Raw genomic sequence first — 20117 nt, forward strand, 5'->3', positions numbered from 1 at the left:
TCGACGGTCGCTGAATGATCGGCTGTGCGGGGAGGACCACACCTCGCACACCCCTTCTTGGGGCCGCTTAAGTGTGCTTTGTTACAGAATTTCTGCAGGAGCAAGGCAAGATTGCGTTTCAAATGCTGCATCGCAGCGTGTGACTTTTTAGGCACAGGTCAACCAGCGGCCAAGAAAAAACGGCGGCCCGAGGCCGCCGTTTGAAACGATAATGTCGATCCGCCGGACTCAGGCGGCGTCGCCGCTCACCTTCTCCTTGGCCTTCTTGGCGAAGACCTTGACCGGTTCCTTGGTGCCCCCGACGACATCCTTGTCGATCCGAATTTCGTCGACGTCGTCGAAGCTCGGCAGATCGAACATGGTGTCGAGCAGAATGCCTTCCATGATGGAGCGAAGGCCGCGCGCGCCGGTTTTGCGCTCGATGGCCCGCTTTGCGATCGCCAGCAGCGCGTCGTCGGTGAACGCGAGCTTGACGTTCTCCATCTCGAACAGCTTCTGGTACTGCTTCACGAGCGCGTTCTTCGGCTCGGTGAGGATCTGGATCAGCGCCTTTTCGTCGAGATCTTCAAGCGTCGCGATCACCGGCAGGCGGCCGACGAACTCGGGGATCAGGCCGAACTTCAGCAAGTCTTCCGGCTCGCAGTTCTTCAGAACTTCGCCCGTGCGGCGCTCGTCCGGCGCGGCGACATAAGCGCCGAAGCCGATCGACTTGCCCTGCAGACGGTCCGCGATGATCCGCTCAAGGCCTGCGAAGGCGCCGCCGCAGATGAACAGGATGTTCGTGGTGTCGACCTGCAGGAACTCCTGCTGCGGGTGCTTGCGGCCGCCCTGCGGCGGAACGCTCGCGGTTGTGCCTTCCATGATCTTCAGAAGAGCCTGCTGCACGCCCTCGCCCGAAACATCGCGCGTGATCGAGGGGTTGTCGGCCTTGCGGCTGATCTTGTCGATCTCGTCGATGTAGACGATGCCCCGCTGCGCGCGCTCGACGTTATAGTCGCTCGCCTGCAGCAGCTTCAGGATGATGTTCTCGACATCCTCGCCGACATAGCCCGCCTCGGTGAGCGTCGTCGCGTCGGCCATGGTGAACGGCACGTCGAAGGTCTTGGCAAGCGTCTGCGCAAGCAGCGTCTTGCCGCAGCCGGTGGGGCCGACGAGCAGGATGTTCGACTTCGCCAGTTCGATCTCGGAGCCCTTGGCGCCGTTGTTGAGCCGCTTGTAGTGGTTGTGCACTGCGACCGAGAGCACACGCTTCGCCTGCGCCTGCCCGATCACATAATCATCGAGAACGTCGCAGATCTCGCGCGGCGTCGGCACGCTGCCGTCGCTTTTCTTGGCAAGCGCGCCCTTGGTTTCCTCGCGGATGATGTCGTTGCAGAGTTCGACGCATTCATCGCAGATGAAAACCGTCGGCCCCGCGATCAGCTTCCTGACCTCGTGCTGGCTCTTCCCGCAAAAAGAGCAGTAGAGCGTATTCTTGGAGTCGCTGCCCCCGCTGAGCTTGGTCATAAAACGCCTCTTCCGGCCTCCGCGCCGGTTTCTTTGCCGCTTGCCATCCTAGCGCGCACACACGCCGCTTCAATGGTCAATGCGGTCACATTCCCGAAATATATAGCGCCGCCATGCTCAACGGAACGTGAACGGGCGGCCAGCCTGTTCACGCCGCTTTGGCTTCCTCGTCGGCGGGCGACGGGCGCGTTTCGAACACGTCGTCGATAAGGCCGAATGCCTTGGCCTCCTCGGCCGACATGAACTTGTCGCGCTCGACGGCAGACTCGATCGTTTCGATCGGCTGCTTGGAATATTTCGCCATCAACTCGTTCATGCGCGAGCGAATGCGCAGGATTTCACGGGCCTGAATCTCGATGTCGGTCGCCTGCCCCTGAGCGCCGCCAGAGGGTTGGTGGACCATGATCCGCGCGTTCGTCATGGCCATCCGCATTCCCGGCTCTCCGGCCGCGAGGAGAAAAGCCCCCATCGAAGCGGCCTGGCCGATGCACACGGTGCCCACGCGCGGGCGGATGTACCGCATCGTATCGTGGATCGCCATGCCCGCCGTGACGACCCCGCCCGGCGAGTTGATGTACATGAAGATGTCCTTCTTCGGGTTTTCCGATTCGAGGAAGAGGAGCTGCGCGGTGATGAGCGACGCCATGTGGTCCTCGACCTGCCCGGTCACGAAGATGATGCGCTCCCGAAGCAGCCGCGAATAGATGTCGAAGCTGCGTTCGCCCCGGTTCGACTGCTCGATGACGATGGGGACAAGAGCGTTCGTGAGGCTGCTGACGGGATCGATCATGAGTGTCCTTCGCGGGCGTTTGTCTGTTCCGATAACGGGATAGGTCGGCACAGGCGCGCCCGCTGTCAAGTGGGCGAAGTGGTGGCGAAGGAAGCCCGGGGGTCGGCATGGCCGTCCCCCGGCGTCAGTTCGCTCGGTTCAGGCCTTTGCGGCTTTCTTGGCCGGGGCCTTTTTCGCTGGCTTTTTCTCCGGTTCCGCATCGGCTTCTGCCTTTGCAGCCGTTTTCTTGGCGGCGGGCTTCTTTTCGGCCTTCACCGCGTCTTCTTTCGGCGCGGCGTCTGCCGCCTTCGCCGTCTTCTTGGCAGCCTTTTTAGGCTTGCCCTCCCCATCCGCATGATCGTGGTCGTGATGGTCGTGTCCGCAGCCCGGGCCGTGAACGTGGCCGGTCGGCGTCTCGTCGTCGTCCTCGATCGCCTGCTGCAGGTCTTCGCGGCTGACGCTGCGCTCGGTCAGTTCGGCCTTGCCGAGGAGCACGTCGACGACCTTGTCCTCATAGAGCGGCGCACGGAGCTGCGCGGCGGCCATCGCGTTTTCCTGGAAATATTTCACGACCTGCTGCTGCTGGCCCGGATAGCGCGCGGCTTCCTGGCCGATCAGGCGGTTCATCTCGGCCTGCGTGACGTTCACGCCTTCCTTCTGACCGATTTCGGAGAGGAGCAGGCCGAGGCGCACGCGGCGCTCGGCGATGCGGCGGTACTCGTCCTTGTCGTTCTCAAGCTCGGCGACCGCGGCGGCCGGGTCCGCCTCATGGCTCGCCTCGTGCTCCAGCTGCGCCCAGATCTGGCCGAATTCGGCTTCCACCATGGTCGGCGGCACGTCGAAATCGTGGTTCGCGGCGAGGTGATCGAGCAGCTTGCGCTTCAGGTGCGTGCGGGTCATGCCCTGCAGCTCGGCGGAAATCTGGTCCTTCAGGATTTCCTTGAGTTTGTCGAGGCTTTCAAGGCCGAGGTTGGTCGCGAGCGTATCGTCGATCGCGGCGTCCTGCGGCTGACGCACTTCGGTGACGAGCACGTCGAACACCGCGGGCTTACCCTTGAGATAGGCGACGTTGTAATCTTCCGGGAAGTTCACTTCGACCTTCACCTTGTCGTTCGCCTTGACGCCGACAAGCTGGTCCTCAAAGCCGGGGATGAGGCGGCCCGAGCCGATCTCGATCTGCATCCCCTCGCCCTTGCCGCCTTCGAACTCTTCGCCCTCGACCGTGCCGACGAAGTCCATGACAACAACGTCGCCCTGCTGAGCCTTGTAGGCCTTCGGCGCGGCTTCGAAACGCTTCTGTTGATCGGCAAAGCGCTTCAGCGCGTCTTCGATCTCCGCATCGCTCGGCTCGACGACGAGCTTTTCGAGCGCAATGCCCTCGATGTTCACCGACGTGATTTCCGGGAGCACTTCAAGCTCGACCGTGAACACGACGTCCTTGCCCTGCGCGTAGTCGTCCGCGAGCGCGACCGACGGCTGCATGGCCGGGCGCAGCTTCTTGTCGGCAACGAGCTTCTGCACGCCTTCCTGCACTGCGGTGTTCAGCGCCTCGCCGTGCATCGCCTCGCCGTGCATCTTCTTCACAAGATTCTTCGGAACCTTGCCGGGGCGGAAGCCGGGCATACGGATCTGGCCGGAGACCTGCGTGAGCTGGGCATCGATGCGCGATTCGAGATCCTTGGCGGGGATCGTGACTTCGTACTGGCGCTTCAGGCCTTCGTTCGTCTTCTCGGCAATCTGCATTTCGTCAGTCGGCTTTCGTTCAAGAACCCAAGTATTTGGCCAAAGTCTGGTGCGGGCGAAGGGACTCGAACCCCCACGTCTTTCGACACCAGAACCTAAATCTGGCGCGTCTACCAGTTTCGCCACGCCCGCAGGTCCACCAAGGGGTGACCCCGGCGGCTTCGGCGGCGGTCTATACGCAGGCCCGCGTAAGGTGGCAAGGCTTAGGAGGCGGGCGCTTCCCGCACCGCGCCGATCAGGAACTCGATGTTGCCTTCCGGCCCCTTGATCGGGCTTTCGGTAATCCCGAGAACACGCCATCCCGGCAGCGCTGCGAGCCACGCCTCCACCTCGGTGCAGACGCGGGCATGGACGGCAGGTTCGCGCACGACGCCGCCCTTACCGACCTCGGCCGGGCCGGCCTCGAACTGCGGCTTGATGAGCGCCACGAGCCGGGCGCCCGGCGCGGCGAATTTAAGCGGCGTTTCCAGGACCTTGGCAAGGCCGATGAAGCTGGCGTCGCAAACAATGATGTCGACGCTTTCGGGTATCTGCTCCGCCGTCAGATGCCGCGCATTGGTCTTTTCGAGCACCACGACGCGCGGATCCTGCCGCAGCTTCCACGCGAGCTGGTTCGTGCCGACATCGACCGCATAGACCTTCGCCGCGCCGCGCGTGAGCAGGACATCCGTGAAGCCGCCGGTCGAGGAGCCCACGTCCATCGCAATGAGCCCAGCGGGATCGATTTCGAAATGGTCGAGGCCCTTTTCCAGCTTGAGCCCACCGCGCGACACCCAGGGATGGTCCTTGCCGCGCACGTCGAGCGCCGCATCCTCGGCCACCATCTCGCCCGCCTTGGCGACCTTGCGCTCTCCGACGAACACCAGCCCCGCCATGATGAGCGCCTGTGCCTTCGCGCGGCTCTCCACGAGCCCGCGCGAGACGAGAAGCTGATCAATGCGCGTTTTGGGCATGGTCAGACAGGTGGCAGCAAACCCAGCCACGCAAGAAAATCGTAAATGAGAACGAACGCCCCAACGATCAAAAGCGCCAAAATCGGAGATGCCAAAACGGCCAGAACCTTGGCGCTCACGCGCGCGCGCCCTCGGTGACGTTCGCGCTATTGTGTCGAAGCGCGCTGAGCACCGTCTTCACGATGCCTGCCGCGTCGAGTCCCGCCTCGGCGTACTGTTTTTCCGGGCTGTCCTGCTCCTGGAACACGTCCGGCAAGCGTATGGTGCGGATCTTAAGGCCGGCATCGAGCAGGCCGGTATCCGATGCCATGGTGAGGACATGCGCACCGAGCCCGCCGATGGCGCCCTCCTCCACCGTGACCACCACGTCGTGCGTGGCGGCGAGCTTGCGGATCAGCGCCTCGTCGAGCGGCTTTGCGAAGCGCAGGTCGGCGACCGTCGTCGAGAGCCCCTTGGCGTCGAGCTCGTCCGCCGCTTTCAGCGCTTCGCCGAGACGGGTGCCGAGCGACAGGATTGCGACCTTGCGGCCTTCGCGGACCACGCGGCCCTTGCCGATCTCCAGCCGCTCCGGCGTTTCCGGGAGCGCGAGGCCGACACCGCTTCCGCGCGGATAGCGGAACGCGATCGGGCCGTCGTCGTAGAGCGCCGCGGTGTGCACCATGTGGACAAGCTCAACCTCGTCCGCCGCCGCCATCACGACCATGTTGGGCAGCGTCGCAAGGTATGTGACGTCAAACGAACCTGCGTGCGTGCTACCGTCCGCACCCACGAGGCCCGCGCGGTCGATCGCGAAGCGCACCGGCAGGTTCTGGATCGCGACGTCGTGCACGACCTGATCGTAGGCGCGCTGCAGGAAGGTCGAGTAGATCGCGCAGAACGGCCGGTAGCCCTGCGCGGCGAGACCCGCCGCGAAGGTGACGGCGTGTTGCTCCGCAATGCCGACATCGAAGCTGCGGCTCGGGAACTTCTGCTGGAACTTGTCGAGACCGGTGCCCGAAGGCATCGCTGCGGTGATCGCGACGATCTTGTCGTCCCGCTCGGCCTCCGCCATCAGCGCCTTGGCGAACACGCCCGTATAGCTGGGCGGTCCGGCCTTCGCGGGTGCCATTGCGCCGGTGATGACATCGAATTTGGTGACGCCGTGATACTTGTCCGCCGAGGCTTCCGCGGGCGCGTAGCCTTTGCCCTTCTTGGTCACGACATGGATCAGGCACGGGCCCTCTGCGGCATCGCGCACGTTTTCGAGCACCGGAAGCAGGTGATCGAGGTTATGCCCGTCCACGGGGCCCACGTAGTAGAAACCCAGTTCCTCGAAGAGCGTGCCGCCTGTCGCCATGCCGCGCGCGAATTCGTCCGCCTTACGGAGACCGGAGTGCAGCGGGCGCGGCATCTTGCGCGCGAGGCGCTTGGCGAGGTCGCGCAGGCCAAGGAACTCGCGGCTGGAGATGAGCCGCGCGAGATAGGCGGAAAGCCCGCCCACCGGCGGCGCGATCGACATGTCGTTGTCGTTGAGGATGACGACGAGGCGGTTGCCGGCGGCTTCCGCATTGTTCATCGCCTCATAGGCCATGCCCGCAGACATGGCGCCGTCGCCGATCACCGCGATCGCCTTTCCGGGCGCGCCCGACAGCTTGTTCGCCACGGCAAAGCCGAGCGCCGCCGAGATCGAAGTGGAGCTGTGCGCCGCGCCGAACGGATCGTATTCGCTCTCGCTGCGCTTGGTGAAGCCCGAAAGCCCGCCGCCCTGCCGGATCGTGCGCATCCGGTCGCGCCGACCTGTGAGGATCTTGTGCGGATAGGCCTGGTGCCCAACGTCCCAGATCAGCCGGTCGCGCGGCGTATCGAATACATAGTGGAGTGCGACGCTCAGCTCGACGACGCCGAGCCCGGCGCCGAGGTGGCCGCCCGTCTGGCTCACGGCGTCGATCATCTCTGCGCGCACTTCGCCCGCCAGCTGCCGGAGCTGCGACGGCGCAAGTTTCCGCAAGTCTGCCGGGTCGTTGACCGTGTCGAGCAGCGGCGTGTTCGGCGGGTTGGTCAAGTAATCCCCCAAGTGGAATGTCTTTGTTTCTTAGCCTTGCGGGGCCGTGTTGTCGATTGCGGTGCGGCGGTCAGGCGCAGCTTGCGCATGTACCGCGGACCTCCAAAACGGGCTGCACCGGCTTGAAACCCGCCTGACGCGCACGTTCGCGAACGCTTTCGCTCAGCGAATCGTCGTCGAGGTGCGTCGTGTTCCCGCAGGCGTCGCAGACCAGGAAAATGCAGTCGTGGACGCATTCCGGATGTGCATTGACGATATAGGCGTTCTTCGATTCGACGCGCTTGGCGAGATTGGTCGCCACGAACAGGTCGAGAATGCGATAAACGCTGTTCGCGGCGACACGCTTGTCGCGCGCCTTCGAAACCGCCTCCGCCACGTCATAGGCGGAAACCGGGCGATCAAAGTCCGCGAGCGCCGCAAAGACGCTGGCGCGCATATCCGTCCACTGCTCGCCCGCCGCCGTAAGCGCGCCCGAAGCCGCCGACGTCAGGCTCTCGCCGTGGGGTTCATGATGCTTATGCTGTGTCGCCATGCCCCGATTATGGGCATCCGCAGCCTTCGCGGCAAGTTCCGCCATGCAGACAACGGATGTTGAGCCAGTGAGCCCATGCGACGAACGCGGCGCCAAGAACGGTAAAGCCGAGTTCGGCATGGCCGTGCCGCATCGTGAGCGCGAAGGCCATGAAGCCGATGCCGACGAGACCGAGGGCGATCACCACCCAGCGCCGGTGCCGGAAAACGCCGCGCCCAAGCCCGATCACGGCAAGCGGAATCGCGAGTGCAAGGCCGATCTTGTGAATGTCGTGCTGGAAAAACCCGGTCGTCCCGACCGAAAGCAGCGCAATCACGAGCGTGGTCGCAAGGCAATGCAGCAGGCACAGCCCCGAAAGGCCGATCGCCGATTTGTCGATCCAGAGGTTGAAGCGGTCCTGCATGGCGCGAGGATATAATGTAACATTATCTCATGCGCAAGCATTTAAAGCGTTGACCATTCCCCGCAACCGAACGTCAACCAGCGGCGCTTTAATGCCTGTTCCGGGCAGTATTGGAACAGCGTTCAGAATTCAGGTGGCAACCGGCATGAGCAGCGGAATTGTCAGCGTCTACGTTACCTTCGCCAACGCCGAAAACGCGGCGCGGGTCGGTCGTCAGATGGTGGAGGAACGCCTCGCCGCGTGCGTCAACGTGCTCGGGCCGACGCTTTCCATCTATCGCTGGCAGGGTAAGGTGGAGGAAGCGAACGAGGTCGCCGCGCTGTTCAAGACGACCGCCGGCTGCGCCGAGATCCTCGCGAAACGGCTTGGCGAGGTGTACGGATACGAGAACCCCGCCGTCGCGGTCTGGCCGATCGAACACGCCCCCGCACCCTATGTGCAGTGGGTTCGCGCGCAGGTGCGTTAAGCGGTTACCGCGCCTTCGGGCATCACCGCGTCGCTGTAATCGCTGTCTGCGAGCGCGATGAGCTTGCGGTCGTCGTGGTTCCACGGGTGGAAGCCCGGCAGGAAGAACGCGCTCCACGCGGGGATCAGCTTCCGCACGACGCCGGGCCTGCCGAACCAGAACCACAGGATGCGCGCCCGTGCGCCAAGCCCCTCAATGCCATCCTGCTTCAGGAGGTAGAGCATTCCCTGGAAGCGCTTCTTCCAGAACTCCTTGCTGACGAGCAGCATCATGATCGTCTTGACCTTCCAGCGCTTCCAGCGCGACCAATCGCGGGTGGCATGGAGCCAGGTGTCGTAGGCGACGCCCTTGTGCTCGATCTCCTCGATCGCGTGCCACTTCCACATCGCGACGAGCGCGGGGTCGGCATCCTTCCAGTAATCGATGTCGCCGAGCATCCGCTGCGCCATGATCGCGGTGTAGTGTTCAAGCGCCATGGTGACGGCGAGATTGAGGATCTGCGGACGCCCCTTCGTCATTTCGAGCGATTCGACGACCACGTCTTCAAGATGCCCGATCTCGTACCCGGCTTCCGCAACGCGCTTGTTGAACGACACATGCTCCCGGCTGTGCATCACCTCCTGCTTGATGAAGGCGTTGATCTCGCGCTCCAGCTTCGGCGGCACGCCGTCGCGGAAGGCGCGGACGCTTTCCACGAAGAACGCCTCGCCACGCGGAAAGGTGATGGACATCGCATTGTAGAAAGCCGTTGCAATCGGATCGCCGCGCATCCACCACCGGTCCTGCCTCATGCCGCGCCCAAAGCGTCGGTCGCGAGGGGTAATCGTCAGATCCGCAGGCGTTTTTTCACGGGTCATTGCAGTGCTCCTCAGCGCACAGAATGGGCGTTACTTACACAAATGTCAATACAACGGAAAAGACTGAGCCCTGAAGACAGCCGCGCCGCCGCGGTGCAGGCCGCGCGCGAGCTGCTGATGGAGGCCGGGCCGCAGGCGGTAACTCTGAAGGCTGTCGCGGGACGTATCGGGCGCACGCATGCGAACCTGCTGCACCATTTCGGATCGGCGGCGGGGCTGCAGAAAGCGCTCATCGAATCGCTCGCGGACTCGGTGACGGCACAGATCGGCGAGGCCGTGCTGCGCGCCCGCGCGGAAGGTAACGACCCGCGCGAGGTGGTGGACCTCACCTTCGACGCGTTCGATCGTGGCGGCGGCGCGCTCGCGAGCTGGATGGTGCTTTCGGGAAACGAAGACGCGCTGAACCCGATCCTGGAGGCGATCCACCGCCTCGTCGACAAGCTCGGCGAAGGCCATGACACCGCTGACGCCCCGATCGCGGAGCAGACGCTGTCGCTGGTGCTAACCGCGCTTGGAAATGCGCTCCTCGGCGGACCGATGGCAGCCGCGCTCGGGCTCCCCCGCGAAAAAGCGCGGGAGATCGCGGCAAACCAGCTTCGCGCGTCGATTGCGGCGCGGCGGGAAAACTAGAACGGAAGCTTGAAGCCCGGCGGCAGCGGCAGCGCCGACTGCATCTTCTGCATTTCCTCGTTGGATGCCGCGTCCGCCTTCGCGCGCGCGTCGTTAAACGCGGCGGCGAGCAGGTCCTCCAGCATCTCCTTGTCATCCGGCACCAGCAGCGACGGATCGATATCGATCTTGATGATGCGGCCCTTGGCGCTGGCGCGCACGTTCACGAGGCCGCCGCCGGCTGTGCCCATCACTTCGATGGTGTCGAGCTTGGCCTGCGCCTTCTGCAGCTCTTCCTGCACGTTCTGCGCGGCCTTCATGATGTCCTGAAGGTTCTTCACTGCGCGCTCCTTGATGATTCGGTTTCGGTTGGGTCGGCGATCTCATAGTCGACGAGTTCAGCGTCGGGAAAGACCTCGAACACCGCGCGCACCGCCGGATCGGCCATCACGCGCGCACGCTTGGCCGCTGCTTCGGCTTCGGCCTGCGCCTTCAGGCTCGGCATGCCCGGCGAAGTCGTCAGCGTCACCGTCCACCGCTCGCCGGTCCATTCCTTCAGGCACGCCCCGAGGCGCGAGGCGAAGTCGGCGGGCGCGTCCCCGGCGTTCAGTTCGATCGTCGGCGGCGCGTAGCGGAGCAGCTGGCAGCGATCATGAAGGATGGTTTCGAGCACGGACTCGTGCCCATCCTCGAACATCTTCACGAACGCCTTGAAGTCGCGCGGCGCTGCCTTGAACGCCGAAGGTGCCGACGGCGGCGGCGGGCGTAGTTCGGTGGGCGCGGCCGGCGCACTCCCCTCCCCGCGCGGCTCGGCGAGCAGACGCCGCACGAGGTCGCCCGGATCAGGCAGCGTCGAGGCGTGGATGATGCGCAGCAGTGCCATCTCCGCCGCCTGCATCGGCATGGGTGCGCTGCGGATTTCCGCGAGGCCCTTCAAGAGAAGCTGCCAGAGCCGGTGCAGCACAGGCGCGCCGAGGCTGCCCGCCCAATCCGAAACGGCGGTGCGTTCCTCTTCGGACAGCGCTGCGTCCGGCGCGCCCGTCACCTGCGTGCGCGTGATGCCGTGAACGAGTTCGAGCAGCGCCTCGAACAGCGAGTCCGGGCTGGTGCCGAGCGCATATTGCGCCGCGAGGTTGTCGAGCGCCGCCTTCCCGTCCCCGCCGATCAGCGCCGTCAGCAACTCGCGCGTACGGCCGCGGTCGGAAAGGCCGAGCATGTCGCGCACGTCCGCTGCGACCACCTTTCCGTGGCCGTGCGCGAGCGCCTGATCGAGGATCGAGAGCCCGTCGCGCACCGAGCCCTCGGCGGCGCGCGCGATCAGCTGCAGCGCCTCGTCCTCGACCTCTGCGCCTTCTTTCACGGCAATGCCGCCGAAGTGCGACGCGAGCAGTTCGGTCGGGATGCGTTTCAGATCGAAGCGCTGGCAGCGCGACAGCACCGTCACCGGCACCTTCTGGATTTCCGTCGTCGCGAAGATGAACTTCACATGGCTGGGCGGCTCCTCCAGCGTCTTCAGAAGCGCGTTGAAGGCGTTGCGCGACAGCATGTGCACTTCGTCGATGATGTAGATCTTGTAGCGCGCCGAAACCGCCGCGTAGCGCGCGGCTTCGATGATCTCGCGCACGTCGTCCACGCCCGTCCGCGAGGCCGCGTCCATCTCGATGACGTCGATGTGTCGCGATTCGGAGATCGCGACGCACGGCTCGCAGACGTTGCACGGGCTGATCGTCGCCCCGCCCTCGCCGTCCGGCCCGATGCAGTTCAGGGACTTCGCGAGCAGCCGCGCGGTCGAGGTCTTGCCCACCCCGCGCACCCCCGTAAGCAGGAACGCATGGGCAAGTCGGTCGCTGGCAATGGCGTTCGCCAGCGTTTTCACCATCGCATCCTGCCCGATGAGCGTATCGAAGCCCTGCGGACGGTATTTGCGCGCAAGAACGCGGTAGGGTTCGGGAATCAGTTCAGACATCGCGCGCAAAGTGGCCGCTGGGCGGCAGGGGCGCAAGGCCGCTTAGGGCCGCTGATGTCGATTGAGGGTGGGAGCCGGAACGACCCGTGCGAAAATCGTTACGGCTGCTTCCTTCCGGACCTGACCGGGTTGGCGACACGTCCGTCCGCCCGACTCCCGGCGCGCATATGGCGCGGGGGGATGCGGAAAGCAAGGGTGGGTGGTGGCTGCATGTCATGCAACAGCTCCGGCTTCACGACAAAGCAATGAATCGAGTCCAGTCTTCGTTCAAAGTATAGGGGAAGCACTATGCGAATATTACTCGTTGCTTTGGCCGTCCCGTTCCTGACTGGATATGTTCAAGCCCCCGAAGAGCTGGAAGTACCGGAATCCTCGCCGGAATGTACAACCCTGACAATGGACGATCCTGCCATAGAAGCGCGCCGCGCATTGAAAATAAAGGATTATCGAGTATTTACGAGCCGGGGAATGTCAAGCGTGTCATCGCCGGGGCTGACATGCAAAGATCCTGATCGATTGGAGGACCCGGTTTTTTCAAGAGGCGGTACAATTTCATCCGATATACCGGATGTTTGCGGCAATCTTTACAGCTTCTATAACCTTCCGCTCGACAAGCAGATTGCCTTCAATCGGACAATGGGGCTGGATTCGGGTTTTGTTGCTGCAACGGGTTGCCGGGCAAAAACCCGGTGCGAGATGACCGGCGAATGGGCGGTCAACGCTGCGAATTATCGTTACATCCCGCATCCCAGAGATCGCGGAACGATTCCGGACTGTCTCGGCACACCGGAACGGCTTTACGCCCTCGTCATTAACCGTGACCTTGAAAATACGAAATCAGAATTGCGCAAGACTTCAAAAACCCGGTCAAAACGCAACAAGGAGAATTCGTCTCAAATTGAAAAAGCACTGATTCTGGCTGCGGCAGGCGGGGATGTTCAGATGCTAAAGTTGTTGATGAGCCATATACGGATTCCTGCCCAGCTAACGAACGAAGAACCCCTAAACATTTTGGAAGATGCCATTCTGACCACCGCAACTAAATTGGGTGGAGACTTCACCCAAGAGCGATTGGAAGTCGTCAATTTTTTAATGAAATTGGGAGCCCGTACAGAGTATCGAAAAGGAGAAATAAAAATATCATTATTGAGTGAACTGCTCAAAACTACATCTCCTAAAGCAAAAGAAAGGATCAGATTAGCAGAAATACTATTACGGTGGGGCGCTAATCCGAATGGAAGTCGCTGCCCGTATCCCGAGCAAGCTGGCATTCCCGGCGCACGCCACTTCGTGACGGACGAACCTCCACTTCGTTGGGCCGGTGATGACAAGGAACTCGTGGCGTTGCTCGTCGAAGCTGGTGCAACACCCAACGGACACGGTTGCTGAAATCGACGAAGGATCAAGTTGCGCCATCCCTTTCAGCGTGCTTTGTCCTCCCCCGATGACCAGCCTCTTCGATCCCCGCTTCCCCCTCGCCCACACCGGCCTCATCGGTTCCCCCATCGAACGGGACGACCGCATTCAGCGCAGCCCGGAAACGCTGTGGGCGGCGCGGATGCATCCTGGCGCGCGGTGGATGGTGCTGGATGGGCTCAATCCGCTGATCGACGAGGACGGACCAGATATCGCGTGGCTGCGCCGTTCCGAAGTGCCGGAGGCTGCGGTCGAGGTTTATCTCGGCCTTGAGGACGGCAGCCCGCGCTTCGCGGTGGGTGCGAGCGCAGCAGGTCTGCCGGGGACGCCGGTCGACGCCCGCCGCGCCGCGATGCTGATGGACGATGGGCGCGCGGCGATCATCGCGCAGGCGCGCTCGCTGATCGATTGGCACCAGCGCCACGGCTTCTGCGCCAATTGCGGCGCGCCGACGGAAATGGTGAAAGCCGGATACGGGCGCGACTGCAGCGGTTGCGGCGCCGAGCATTTCCCGCGCACGGACCCCGTCGTCATCATGCTCGCGGTAGACGGCGACCGCGTGCTGCTCGGCCGCCAGTCGCGCTTTCCGCCGGGCTTCCTCTCCGCGCTCGCGGGGTTCGTGGAGGCGGGCGAGTGCTTCGAAGATGCCGTGCGCCGTGAAATCCGCGAGGAAGCAGGCATTCTCACCGGGCGCGTCGCGTATGTCGCCAGCCAGCCGTGGCCCTTCCCGTCCAGCCTGATGATCGGCTGCTTCGCCGAGGCACTTTCTACCGAGATCACCATCGACGAGGTGGAAATGGAAGAGGTTCGCTGGCTCACGCGGGATGAATGCGTCGCCGCGCTCGCCGGAAACGGCAGCTTCACCGTGCCGCCGCCAATGGCGATCGCAAGGACACTGCTGGAAACGTGGGTGACGGCGACAGCCTGAAGCGCGTCAGGCCTGCGCGAGCGCTCCGGCCAGCCTGTCGCGGATCGCACGGAGCGAAGCGACAAAAGCGGCATCCACCGCGGTGGATGGTACAGGCCGTGCAAAAAGCTCGCCGGGCGGCGCGGGTTCGGGCAGCGTCGTCACTGCTGGAGACACGGGGATCGCCTGAGCGGGTTCGGCAAGCAGGCCTTTGGCCCCCTTGTCTTTCAGGAGCTTCTGAACGCCCTTGATCGTGTAACCGTCCGTGTAGAGCAGGCGGTTGATCGCGCGCAGAAGATCAACATCTTCAGGGCGGTAATAGCGGCGGTTACCACCGCGCTTTAAGGGCTTCACCGCCGGAAAGCGGGTTTCCCAGAAGCGGAGCACGTGCTGCGGCACACCGATCGTCTCGGCGACCTCGCTGATGGTGCGGAAAGCGTCGGCGCTCTTGTCCGCCATCACGCGCCTTCGTTGATGCGTTCGCGCAGAATCTGACTCGGGCGGAAGGTAAGCACGCGGCGCGGCTCGATCGGCACTTCCTCGCCCGTCTTGGGGTTGCGGCCGATGCGGCGGTTCTTGTCGCGCAGGATGAAGCTGCCGAACGACGAGATCTTCACGTTTTCGCCTGCGATCAGCGCGTCCGATACCTTGTCGAGCACGGTTTCGACGAGCTGCGAGGACTCGGCACGCGACAGACCGATAGCAGTGTGGACCGCCTCGCCAAGCTCGGCGCGTGTCAATGTCGATGACTTGTCCATGATCCGCTCCCCGCAGAAAACTTCAATGACAACCGCATAATAGCGCAGTTTGTTGAAGAGTCTACCAGCGCAGCGCGGCGGCACCCCACGTGAAGCCGCCACCCATTGCTTCCAGGAGCAACAGATCGCCGGTCTTGATGCGTCCGTCGCGCACGGCGGTGTCGAGTGCGAGCGGCACGGAGGCTGCCGATGTGTTGGCGTGGCGATCGACCGTGATGACCACCTGATCGATATCGAGCCCCAGCTTCTTCGCCGTGCCTTCAAGGATGCGGAGGTTCGCCTGGTGCGGAATCACCCACGCCACGTCTTCGGATTTGCAGCCCGCCGCCTCCAGCGTCTCGGTCATCACCGAGGCGAGGTTGGTGACGGCATGGCGGAACACTTCCTTGCCCTTCATGCGAACCTTGCCGACCGTACCGGTCGAGGACGGGCCGCCGTCCACATAGAGCAGGCTGTTGTGCCGCCCATCGGCGTGGAGACGCGCGGCGAGGATGCCGCGATCATCGGCGTCGCCATTGCCTTCCGAACGCTCAAGAACCACTGCGCCCGCGCCATCGCCGAAGAGCACGCAGGTCGTGCGGTCTTCCCAATCGAGGAGGCGGCTGAACGTCTCGGCGCCGATGACGAGCGCATGGCGCATCGGCCCGGCGCGCAGCATCGCGTCCGCGACGGTGAGTGCATAGAGGAAGCCGGAGCAGACCGCGGCAACGTCGAACGCAACGCAGTCGGTGATGCCGAGCTTTTCCTGAACCGTGGTGGCGGTCGCCGGGAACGTCTGGTCGGGCGTTGCGGTGGCGACGATGATGAGGTCGATTTCCGACGCCTCGCGCCATGCGGCCTTCAGCGCCGCGCGCGCCGCCGCGACCGCAAGGTCGGAAGTGAATTCACCCTCAGCGGCGATGTGGCGCTGGCGGATCCCCGAGCGCTCGATGATCCACTCGTCGCTGGTGTCGACGGTTTCGGCGAGTTCGGTGTTGGAAACCACCCGCTCCGGCAGGTAGCTGCCCGTGCCGGTGACGATGGTGCGCGTCACGGTTCCCGTCATTGCGCGGCCTGTATCGCGCTCGGCGTGCTGCCGCCCTGCGTGCCGCGATGCGCCTGGAAGTTGTCGAGATCCTCGCGGATGCGGTGGGCGATATCGTCCACCACCAGATCGTGCGCGACGCGAATGGCGTTTGCGAAGCCCTGCGCCGTGGCGCCCCCGTGGCTTTTCACGACGAGGCCGTTGAGACCGAGGAAAACCGCGCCATTGTGCGCGTTGGGATCGAGGTGACTGCGCAGCGAGCGAAGCGCGCCGCGCGACATGAAGAACCCTGCCATCGAGAAAATGCTGCTCTTGAACGCGCGGGTAAGAAGCTCGACGACGAGGCGCGCGGTGCCTTCGGCCGTTTTGAGCGCGATATTGCCTGAAAAACCGTCGCTGACGATGACGTCGACATCGCCCTTGCCGATCTTGTCGCCTTCCACAAAGCCGGCGAACTGCATGGGAAGGTCGGCGGAGCGCAGCAGCGCAGCGGCGTGCTTCAGCTCGTCAGTGCCCTTCAGGTCTTCCTCGCCGATGTTGAGCAGCGCGACGCGCGGCGTCGCGAGGCCAAGCACCGTGCGCGCAAAGGCGGCGCCCATCACGGCGAACTGCACGAGGTTTTCGGCATCGCACTCGGCGTTTGCACCGAGATCGAGCATCACGGAATCGGCCTTCGCCGTCGGCAACAGCGCGGCGAGCGCGGGCCGGTCTATGCCGGGCATGGTGCGAAGGCCCAGCTTGGCGATGGCCATGAGCGCGCCGGTGTTGCCCGCTGAAACGGCGGCGTGCGCCTCCCCGGCCTTCACGGCATCGACCGCAAGTCCCATCGAGGAGTGGCGTGCACGGCGGAGCACCTGGCTCGGCTTGTCGGTGCCAAGGATTTCGCCGTCGGTATGAATGACGACCGCGTCACGCGCGACGAGCGGCGCTTTCGCCAGCTCGGCACGGATCGCGTCCTCGCGGCCATAGAGCCGGAAGCGGATATTGGGGTGCCGCGTGCGTGCGATTTCGGCGGCAGCGATGGTCACTGCCGGACCGCCGTCGCCGCCCATGACATCAAGCGCGATGACAGGCGCGGCCGTCATCGGTCACCCCCCAAAGCGTTGTCCACCGGTTTAGGCGCCGGCTTCGACAACCTCTCGGCCGTTATAGAAGCCGCAGGCTCCGCAAACGTTGTGCGGAAGCTTGAGCTCGCCGCAGTTCGGGCATTCCTGGAATGTCGTTGCGCTGAGCGCATGATGGCTACGACGCATATTCCGCCGCGACGGCGAGGTTTTTCTCTTAGGGACAGCCATGCGGCACCTGTTACCTTCAACGTGAATTTTCGTGTACCGGCCGACCTTTCAGGGCAAAGCAAAATGCCCCGGAAACCCGCCGGATTCGGTTGAGCGCGCGAACATAGCGATTCATCGCCGCGATGCAAGTAGGCTTTCTGTTGCACGGTTCGTCTATATCAGGCGCGCGCCAAAACCGCATCCGCGACGAACGGATTCGATTGTCGTTCATGCCCGAACGTGGACATCGGGCCGTGCCCTGGAACGAACGCCGTTTCGTCGCCGAGCGGCCAGAGCTGCGTGCGGATGGAGTCGATGAGCGTCTGGTGATTGCCCTTGGGAAAGTCCGTGCGGCCGATGGAGCCCTGGAAGAGCACGTCCCCGACGATGGCGAGGCGGCTTTCGGGGTGGTGGAAGATCACATGACCGGGCGTATGACCGGGACAGTGATAGACGTCGAGCGTCAGCTCGCCCACCGTCACCGTATCGCCGCCGGAAAGCCAGCGATCGGGCGTGAACGGCGCGGCGCCGGTGATGCCGTACTGCTGGCCGACGCTGGCCGCCATATCGATCCAGAACTTGTCTTCGGGATGTGGTCCCTCGATCGGCACGCCAAGCTCGGCAGCGAGCACGCCGGTAAGCCCGCAGTGGTCGATATGGCCGTGCGTCACCAGCAGCTTTTCGATGGTGACGCCATATTGCGCCGCCGCAGCCTTCAGCTTGTCGAGGTCTCCGCCCGGATCGACGAATGCGCCGCGCATGGTGCGGGTGCACCAAAGCAAAGTGCAGTTCTGTTCAAGCGGCGTGACCGGAACGATCGCGGCTGCAAGCGGACGGGTATCGGAGGTCATATCGGCAGCATTGAGGCTCGCAAGGGTGGAATGTCAACGGCTTGCAACAGCATCGGGAGCGGTCCCCAGCAGGTAGCGTTGCCAGAACAGCACAGTCGCCAGGAACTGATAGTCGGCGTTCGGCTTCTTCTCGAAGCCATGCCCCTCGTCTGCCGCGACGACGTGCCACGCCGTCCCGCCCTGCGCGCGAAGTGCCGCGACGATCTGGTCCGCCTCCGAGGGCGGCACGCGCGGATCGTTCGCTCCCGTGACCACCAATAGCGGCGCGCGAATCCGCTTCACCTTCGTGAGCGGAGAGATCGCCTTCAGCTTGCGCCGTTCAGCGGGATCGCGTTCGTCGCCGTATTCGAGACGGCGGAGATCGCGGCGGTATTCGCCAGTGCCTTCGAGGAAGGTCACGAAATCGGAAATCCCGACGATGCTGACACCGGCACGGAAGTCCTTCGGATAGCGGATCAGCGCGGCGAGCGTCATGTACCCCCCGTAGGACGCCCCGCTCACCGCCATGCGCGTCCGGTCAATGCCCGAATCATGGCGCAGGCGTTTCAGGAACGCACCGACGTCGCGCACGGCGTCCTCCCGGCGGAACGGCCCGTCATCGAGCGCGACGAAGCGCTTCCCGTAGCCGGTCGAGCCCCGCACGTTCGGGAAGAACAGCGCCACGCCGAGTTCGTTCACCATGTGATTGCTGCGGCCCAGAAAACCGGGACGGGACTGCCCCTCCGGTCCGCCGTGAAACACCATCACCAGCGGCCGAGGCCCCGGAAACCGGGACGCGTCGGGCCGGTAGAGCAGCCCGGAGACGGTAAGCCCGTCGAAGCTCTTCACGGTGACGATTTCGGGCTCCACGCCCGGCGGCAGGTCTGCGCCGCTTTCGGTCCAGCGCGTCAGTTCGAGCCGGTCGGGATCGAACGACCAGACGTCGCCCGGCGAGGCCGCGGTCGTCAGCGAAAAGCCGACCTCGCCCCAAGGTGCGATCGACAGCCCCGTGAGAATACCGCCCGGAAGCGCAGGCGCGGCGCGAATCCGGCCGGTCGCGAGATCGAGAAGGCGAAGCCGCGAAAGTCCGTTCTCGTTCACCACATAGGCAAGGAAGCGCCCTTCGGGGTCGATGCGGAAGTCCTCCACGGCCCAATCGGTCTCAGGATTGAGTCGGCGCGGCAGGCCGGTCACCCGGTCGATCTCGGCGAGGTAGCGCTGCTCCGCGCCAAAGTCGGTGATGGCCAGGATGCGTCCACCCGGCGCATACCGCGCCGATCCGAACGCGAAAGGCTCTGCGGTCGGCGGCACCAGCGCGCGCAGCACGCGCGTTTCAAGGTTGATCTCGAACAGGCGGCTGATCGCGACGGAGATGTAGTTGTAGAGAAGCGCGCGTTTCCCGTCCTCCGAGAAGTCGGCGAAGCTCCAGCCGCCGCCCCGCCCTTCCATCACCAGTCGGTCGGTCGCCGGGTCGCGCGGGTCCATGATGTGGAGATCGGTATCGAGTCCCGTGCGCCGCGTCGTCGAATAGCCGATTCGCTTGCCGTCCGCCGTCCAGCGAATGCCGAGGTTGCGCCCGTCCTCGCCGGTCAGGCTGACCATGTGGCCATCGTCTACGCGGAAGATCTGGTACTGCTCGTCGCCTTGCCGGTCGGCGAGTGCCAGCGTCACATCGCCCGAAACCGGCGCGAACTCCCCGGCCACCACGGGCTCCTCGCCGAAAGTGAGCTGGCGCGGGGCGGCGCCGGGCGCGGGAACTTCGTAAAGCTGGCGGCCGTCCTCAAGGCGCGCACCGATCAGCACCGATCGCCGCACCGGATGCCATCCGAGCAGCCGCGCCGAGCGGTATTCGAGATAGGGCTTCGCCTGCTCCATCAGGCTCGCGGGCACGGCGGGAACGCCGCTCACCGTCAGCGCCGGAGGCATTTCCACCGACGCTGCGAGGGCACCATGCGGGAGAAGGCTTGCGGCAAGCGCGGCAAGACCTGCTAAGAACCACCCCCGGACCATGAAGCTTCGTTTTTTCACTTTCCGCACTCTACCGATTCCGGCGGCTTCCCGGC

The 20117-nt window shown here is 64.1% G+C and carries 21 protein-coding genes, 1 tRNA gene and 1 other RNA gene; 4 read left to right on the forward strand and 19 right to left on the reverse strand.

Translation table 11 applies throughout. From position 1 onward, the window contains the following. Positions 1–228: 228 nt before the first annotated feature. The 8 genes from clpX to DFR51_RS08715 form a co-directional block, all read right to left on the reverse strand. A complete protein-coding gene (gene clpX, locus DFR51_RS08680; protein ID WP_121049317.1) occupies positions 229–1506 on the reverse strand; it encodes an ATP-dependent Clp protease ATP-binding subunit ClpX in 1278 nt (425 codons plus the stop codon). Positions 1507–1654: 148 nt separating this feature from the next. Beyond that, positions 1655–2296, reverse strand: a complete 642-nt coding sequence (clpP, locus tag DFR51_RS08685) for an ATP-dependent Clp endopeptidase proteolytic subunit ClpP (protein WP_121049320.1) — start codon at positions 2294–2296, stop codon at positions 1655–1657. Positions 2297–2434: 138 nt separating this feature from the next. Continuing rightward, on the reverse strand, positions 2435–4018 hold the full coding sequence (gene tig / locus DFR51_RS08690) for a trigger factor (RefSeq protein ID WP_121049323.1): 1584 nt from the start codon (positions 4016–4018) through the stop codon (positions 2435–2437). A gap of 47 nt (positions 4019–4065) precedes the next feature. Continuing rightward, positions 4066–4150: transfer RNA gene (locus DFR51_RS08695), tRNA-Leu, on the reverse strand. Positions 4151–4221: 71 nt separating this feature from the next. Continuing rightward, positions 4222–4971 carry a TlyA family RNA methyltransferase gene (locus tag DFR51_RS08700; protein ID WP_121049327.1) on the reverse strand — a complete coding sequence of 250 codons (750 nt, stop codon included), beginning with the start codon at positions 4969–4971 and terminating at the stop codon, positions 4222–4224. A 115-nt stretch (positions 4972–5086) separates the two neighbouring features. Next, complete coding sequence (dxs, locus tag DFR51_RS08705) at positions 5087–7012, reverse strand: 1-deoxy-D-xylulose-5-phosphate synthase (RefSeq protein WP_121049330.1); 1926 nt, start codon at positions 7010–7012, stop codon at positions 5087–5089. Positions 7013–7082: 70 nt separating this feature from the next. Then, positions 7083–7544 carry a Fur family transcriptional regulator gene (locus DFR51_RS08710; protein ID WP_121049333.1) on the reverse strand — a complete coding sequence of 154 codons (462 nt, stop codon included), beginning with the start codon at positions 7542–7544 and terminating at the stop codon, positions 7083–7085. Between the two features lie 7 nt (positions 7545–7551). After that, complete coding sequence (locus tag DFR51_RS08715) at positions 7552–7947, reverse strand: MerC domain-containing protein (protein ID WP_121049336.1); 396 nt, start codon at positions 7945–7947, stop codon at positions 7552–7554. 145 nt (positions 7948–8092) lie between these two features. Between DFR51_RS08715 and cutA the strand changes: the two genes are divergently transcribed. Beyond that, positions 8093–8413, forward strand: coding sequence for a divalent-cation tolerance protein CutA (gene cutA, locus DFR51_RS08720; RefSeq protein WP_121049339.1), 321 nt, complete (start codon positions 8093–8095; stop codon positions 8411–8413). On the opposite strand, the gene DFR51_RS08725 is transcribed toward cutA, so the two are convergent. Further along, on the reverse strand, positions 8410–9270 hold the full coding sequence (locus DFR51_RS08725) for a metal-dependent hydrolase (RefSeq protein ID WP_121049342.1): 861 nt from the start codon (positions 9268–9270) through the stop codon (positions 8410–8412). The two genes, cutA and DFR51_RS08725, sit on opposite strands and share 4 nt — an antisense overlap. Before the next feature lie 42 nt (positions 9271–9312). On the opposite strand from DFR51_RS08725, the gene DFR51_RS08730 reads away from it, so the two are divergent. Next, the gene (locus DFR51_RS08730; protein ID WP_121049345.1) at positions 9313–9900 is read left to right on the forward strand and encodes a TetR/AcrR family transcriptional regulator; all 588 of its coding nucleotides are present in this window, start codon (positions 9313–9315) and stop codon (positions 9898–9900) included. On the opposite strand, the gene DFR51_RS08735 is transcribed toward DFR51_RS08730, so the two are convergent. The 3 genes from DFR51_RS08735 to ffs all read right to left on the reverse strand — a co-directional run bounded on the left by DFR51_RS08735 (position 9897) and on the right by ffs (position 12006). Continuing rightward, on the reverse strand, positions 9897–10220 hold the full coding sequence (locus tag DFR51_RS08735) for a YbaB/EbfC family nucleoid-associated protein (RefSeq protein WP_121049349.1): 324 nt from the start codon (positions 10218–10220) through the stop codon (positions 9897–9899). The genes DFR51_RS08730 and DFR51_RS08735 overlap by 4 nt on opposite strands. Continuing rightward, positions 10217–11845 (reverse strand): DNA polymerase III subunit gamma/tau, encoded by a 1629-nt coding sequence (locus DFR51_RS08740; RefSeq protein ID WP_121049352.1) that lies wholly within the window; start codon positions 11843–11845, stop codon positions 10217–10219. The genes DFR51_RS08735 and DFR51_RS08740 overlap by 4 nt, the downstream gene beginning before the upstream one ends. Positions 11846–11908: 63 nt before the next feature. Next, an RNA gene (gene ffs, locus DFR51_RS08745) (signal recognition particle sRNA small type) lies at positions 11909–12006 on the reverse strand. A 127-nt stretch (positions 12007–12133) separates the two neighbouring features. Between ffs and DFR51_RS18780 the strand changes: the two genes are divergently transcribed. Beyond that, entirely contained in the window at positions 12134–13234 is a 1101-nt protein-coding gene (locus DFR51_RS18780) for an ankyrin repeat domain-containing protein (protein WP_126494842.1), read from the forward strand. A gap of 55 nt (positions 13235–13289) precedes the next feature. After that, complete coding sequence (gene nudC / locus DFR51_RS08750) at positions 13290–14189, forward strand: NAD(+) diphosphatase (protein WP_121049355.1); 900 nt, start codon at positions 13290–13292, stop codon at positions 14187–14189. A 6-nt stretch (positions 14190–14195) separates the two neighbouring features. Here nudC and DFR51_RS08755 read toward each other — a convergent pair whose 3' ends face one another. From DFR51_RS08755 to DFR51_RS08785, 7 genes are all read right to left on the reverse strand, one after another. Continuing rightward, entirely contained in the window at positions 14196–14627 is a 432-nt protein-coding gene (locus tag DFR51_RS08755) for a MerR family transcriptional regulator (RefSeq protein ID WP_121049358.1), read from the reverse strand. Continuing rightward, positions 14627–14926, reverse strand: coding sequence for an integration host factor subunit alpha (locus DFR51_RS08760; RefSeq protein ID WP_121050023.1), 300 nt, complete (start codon positions 14924–14926; stop codon positions 14627–14629). Before DFR51_RS08760 ends, DFR51_RS08755 begins: the two co-directional genes overlap by 1 nt. Before the next feature lie 61 nt (positions 14927–14987). After that, positions 14988–15971 (reverse strand): beta-ketoacyl-ACP synthase III, encoded by a 984-nt coding sequence (locus DFR51_RS08765; protein ID WP_121049361.1) that lies wholly within the window; start codon positions 15969–15971, stop codon positions 14988–14990. After that, positions 15968–17035 carry a phosphate acyltransferase PlsX gene (gene plsX / locus DFR51_RS08770; RefSeq protein ID WP_121049364.1) on the reverse strand — a complete coding sequence of 356 codons (1068 nt, stop codon included), beginning with the start codon at positions 17033–17035 and terminating at the stop codon, positions 15968–15970. The genes DFR51_RS08765 and plsX overlap by 4 nt, the downstream gene beginning before the upstream one ends. A 30-nt stretch (positions 17036–17065) precedes the next feature. Then, complete coding sequence (gene rpmF, locus DFR51_RS08775) at positions 17066–17245, reverse strand: 50S ribosomal protein L32 (protein ID WP_121049368.1); 180 nt, start codon at positions 17243–17245, stop codon at positions 17066–17068. A gap of 158 nt (positions 17246–17403) precedes the next feature. Next, the gene (locus tag DFR51_RS08780; protein WP_121049371.1) at positions 17404–18075 is read right to left on the reverse strand and encodes an MBL fold metallo-hydrolase; all 672 of its coding nucleotides are present in this window, start codon (positions 18073–18075) and stop codon (positions 17404–17406) included. Between the two features lie 33 nt (positions 18076–18108). After that, positions 18109–20082, reverse strand: coding sequence for a S9 family peptidase (locus DFR51_RS08785; protein WP_243445424.1), 1974 nt, complete (start codon positions 20080–20082; stop codon positions 18109–18111). Between the last annotated feature and the right edge of the window lie 35 nt (positions 20083–20117).

The organism is Sphingosinicella microcystinivorans (assembly GCF_003634215.1).
GTDB classification, from domain to species: Bacteria; Pseudomonadota; Alphaproteobacteria; order Sphingomonadales; family Sphingomonadaceae; genus Sphingosinicella; species Sphingosinicella microcystinivorans.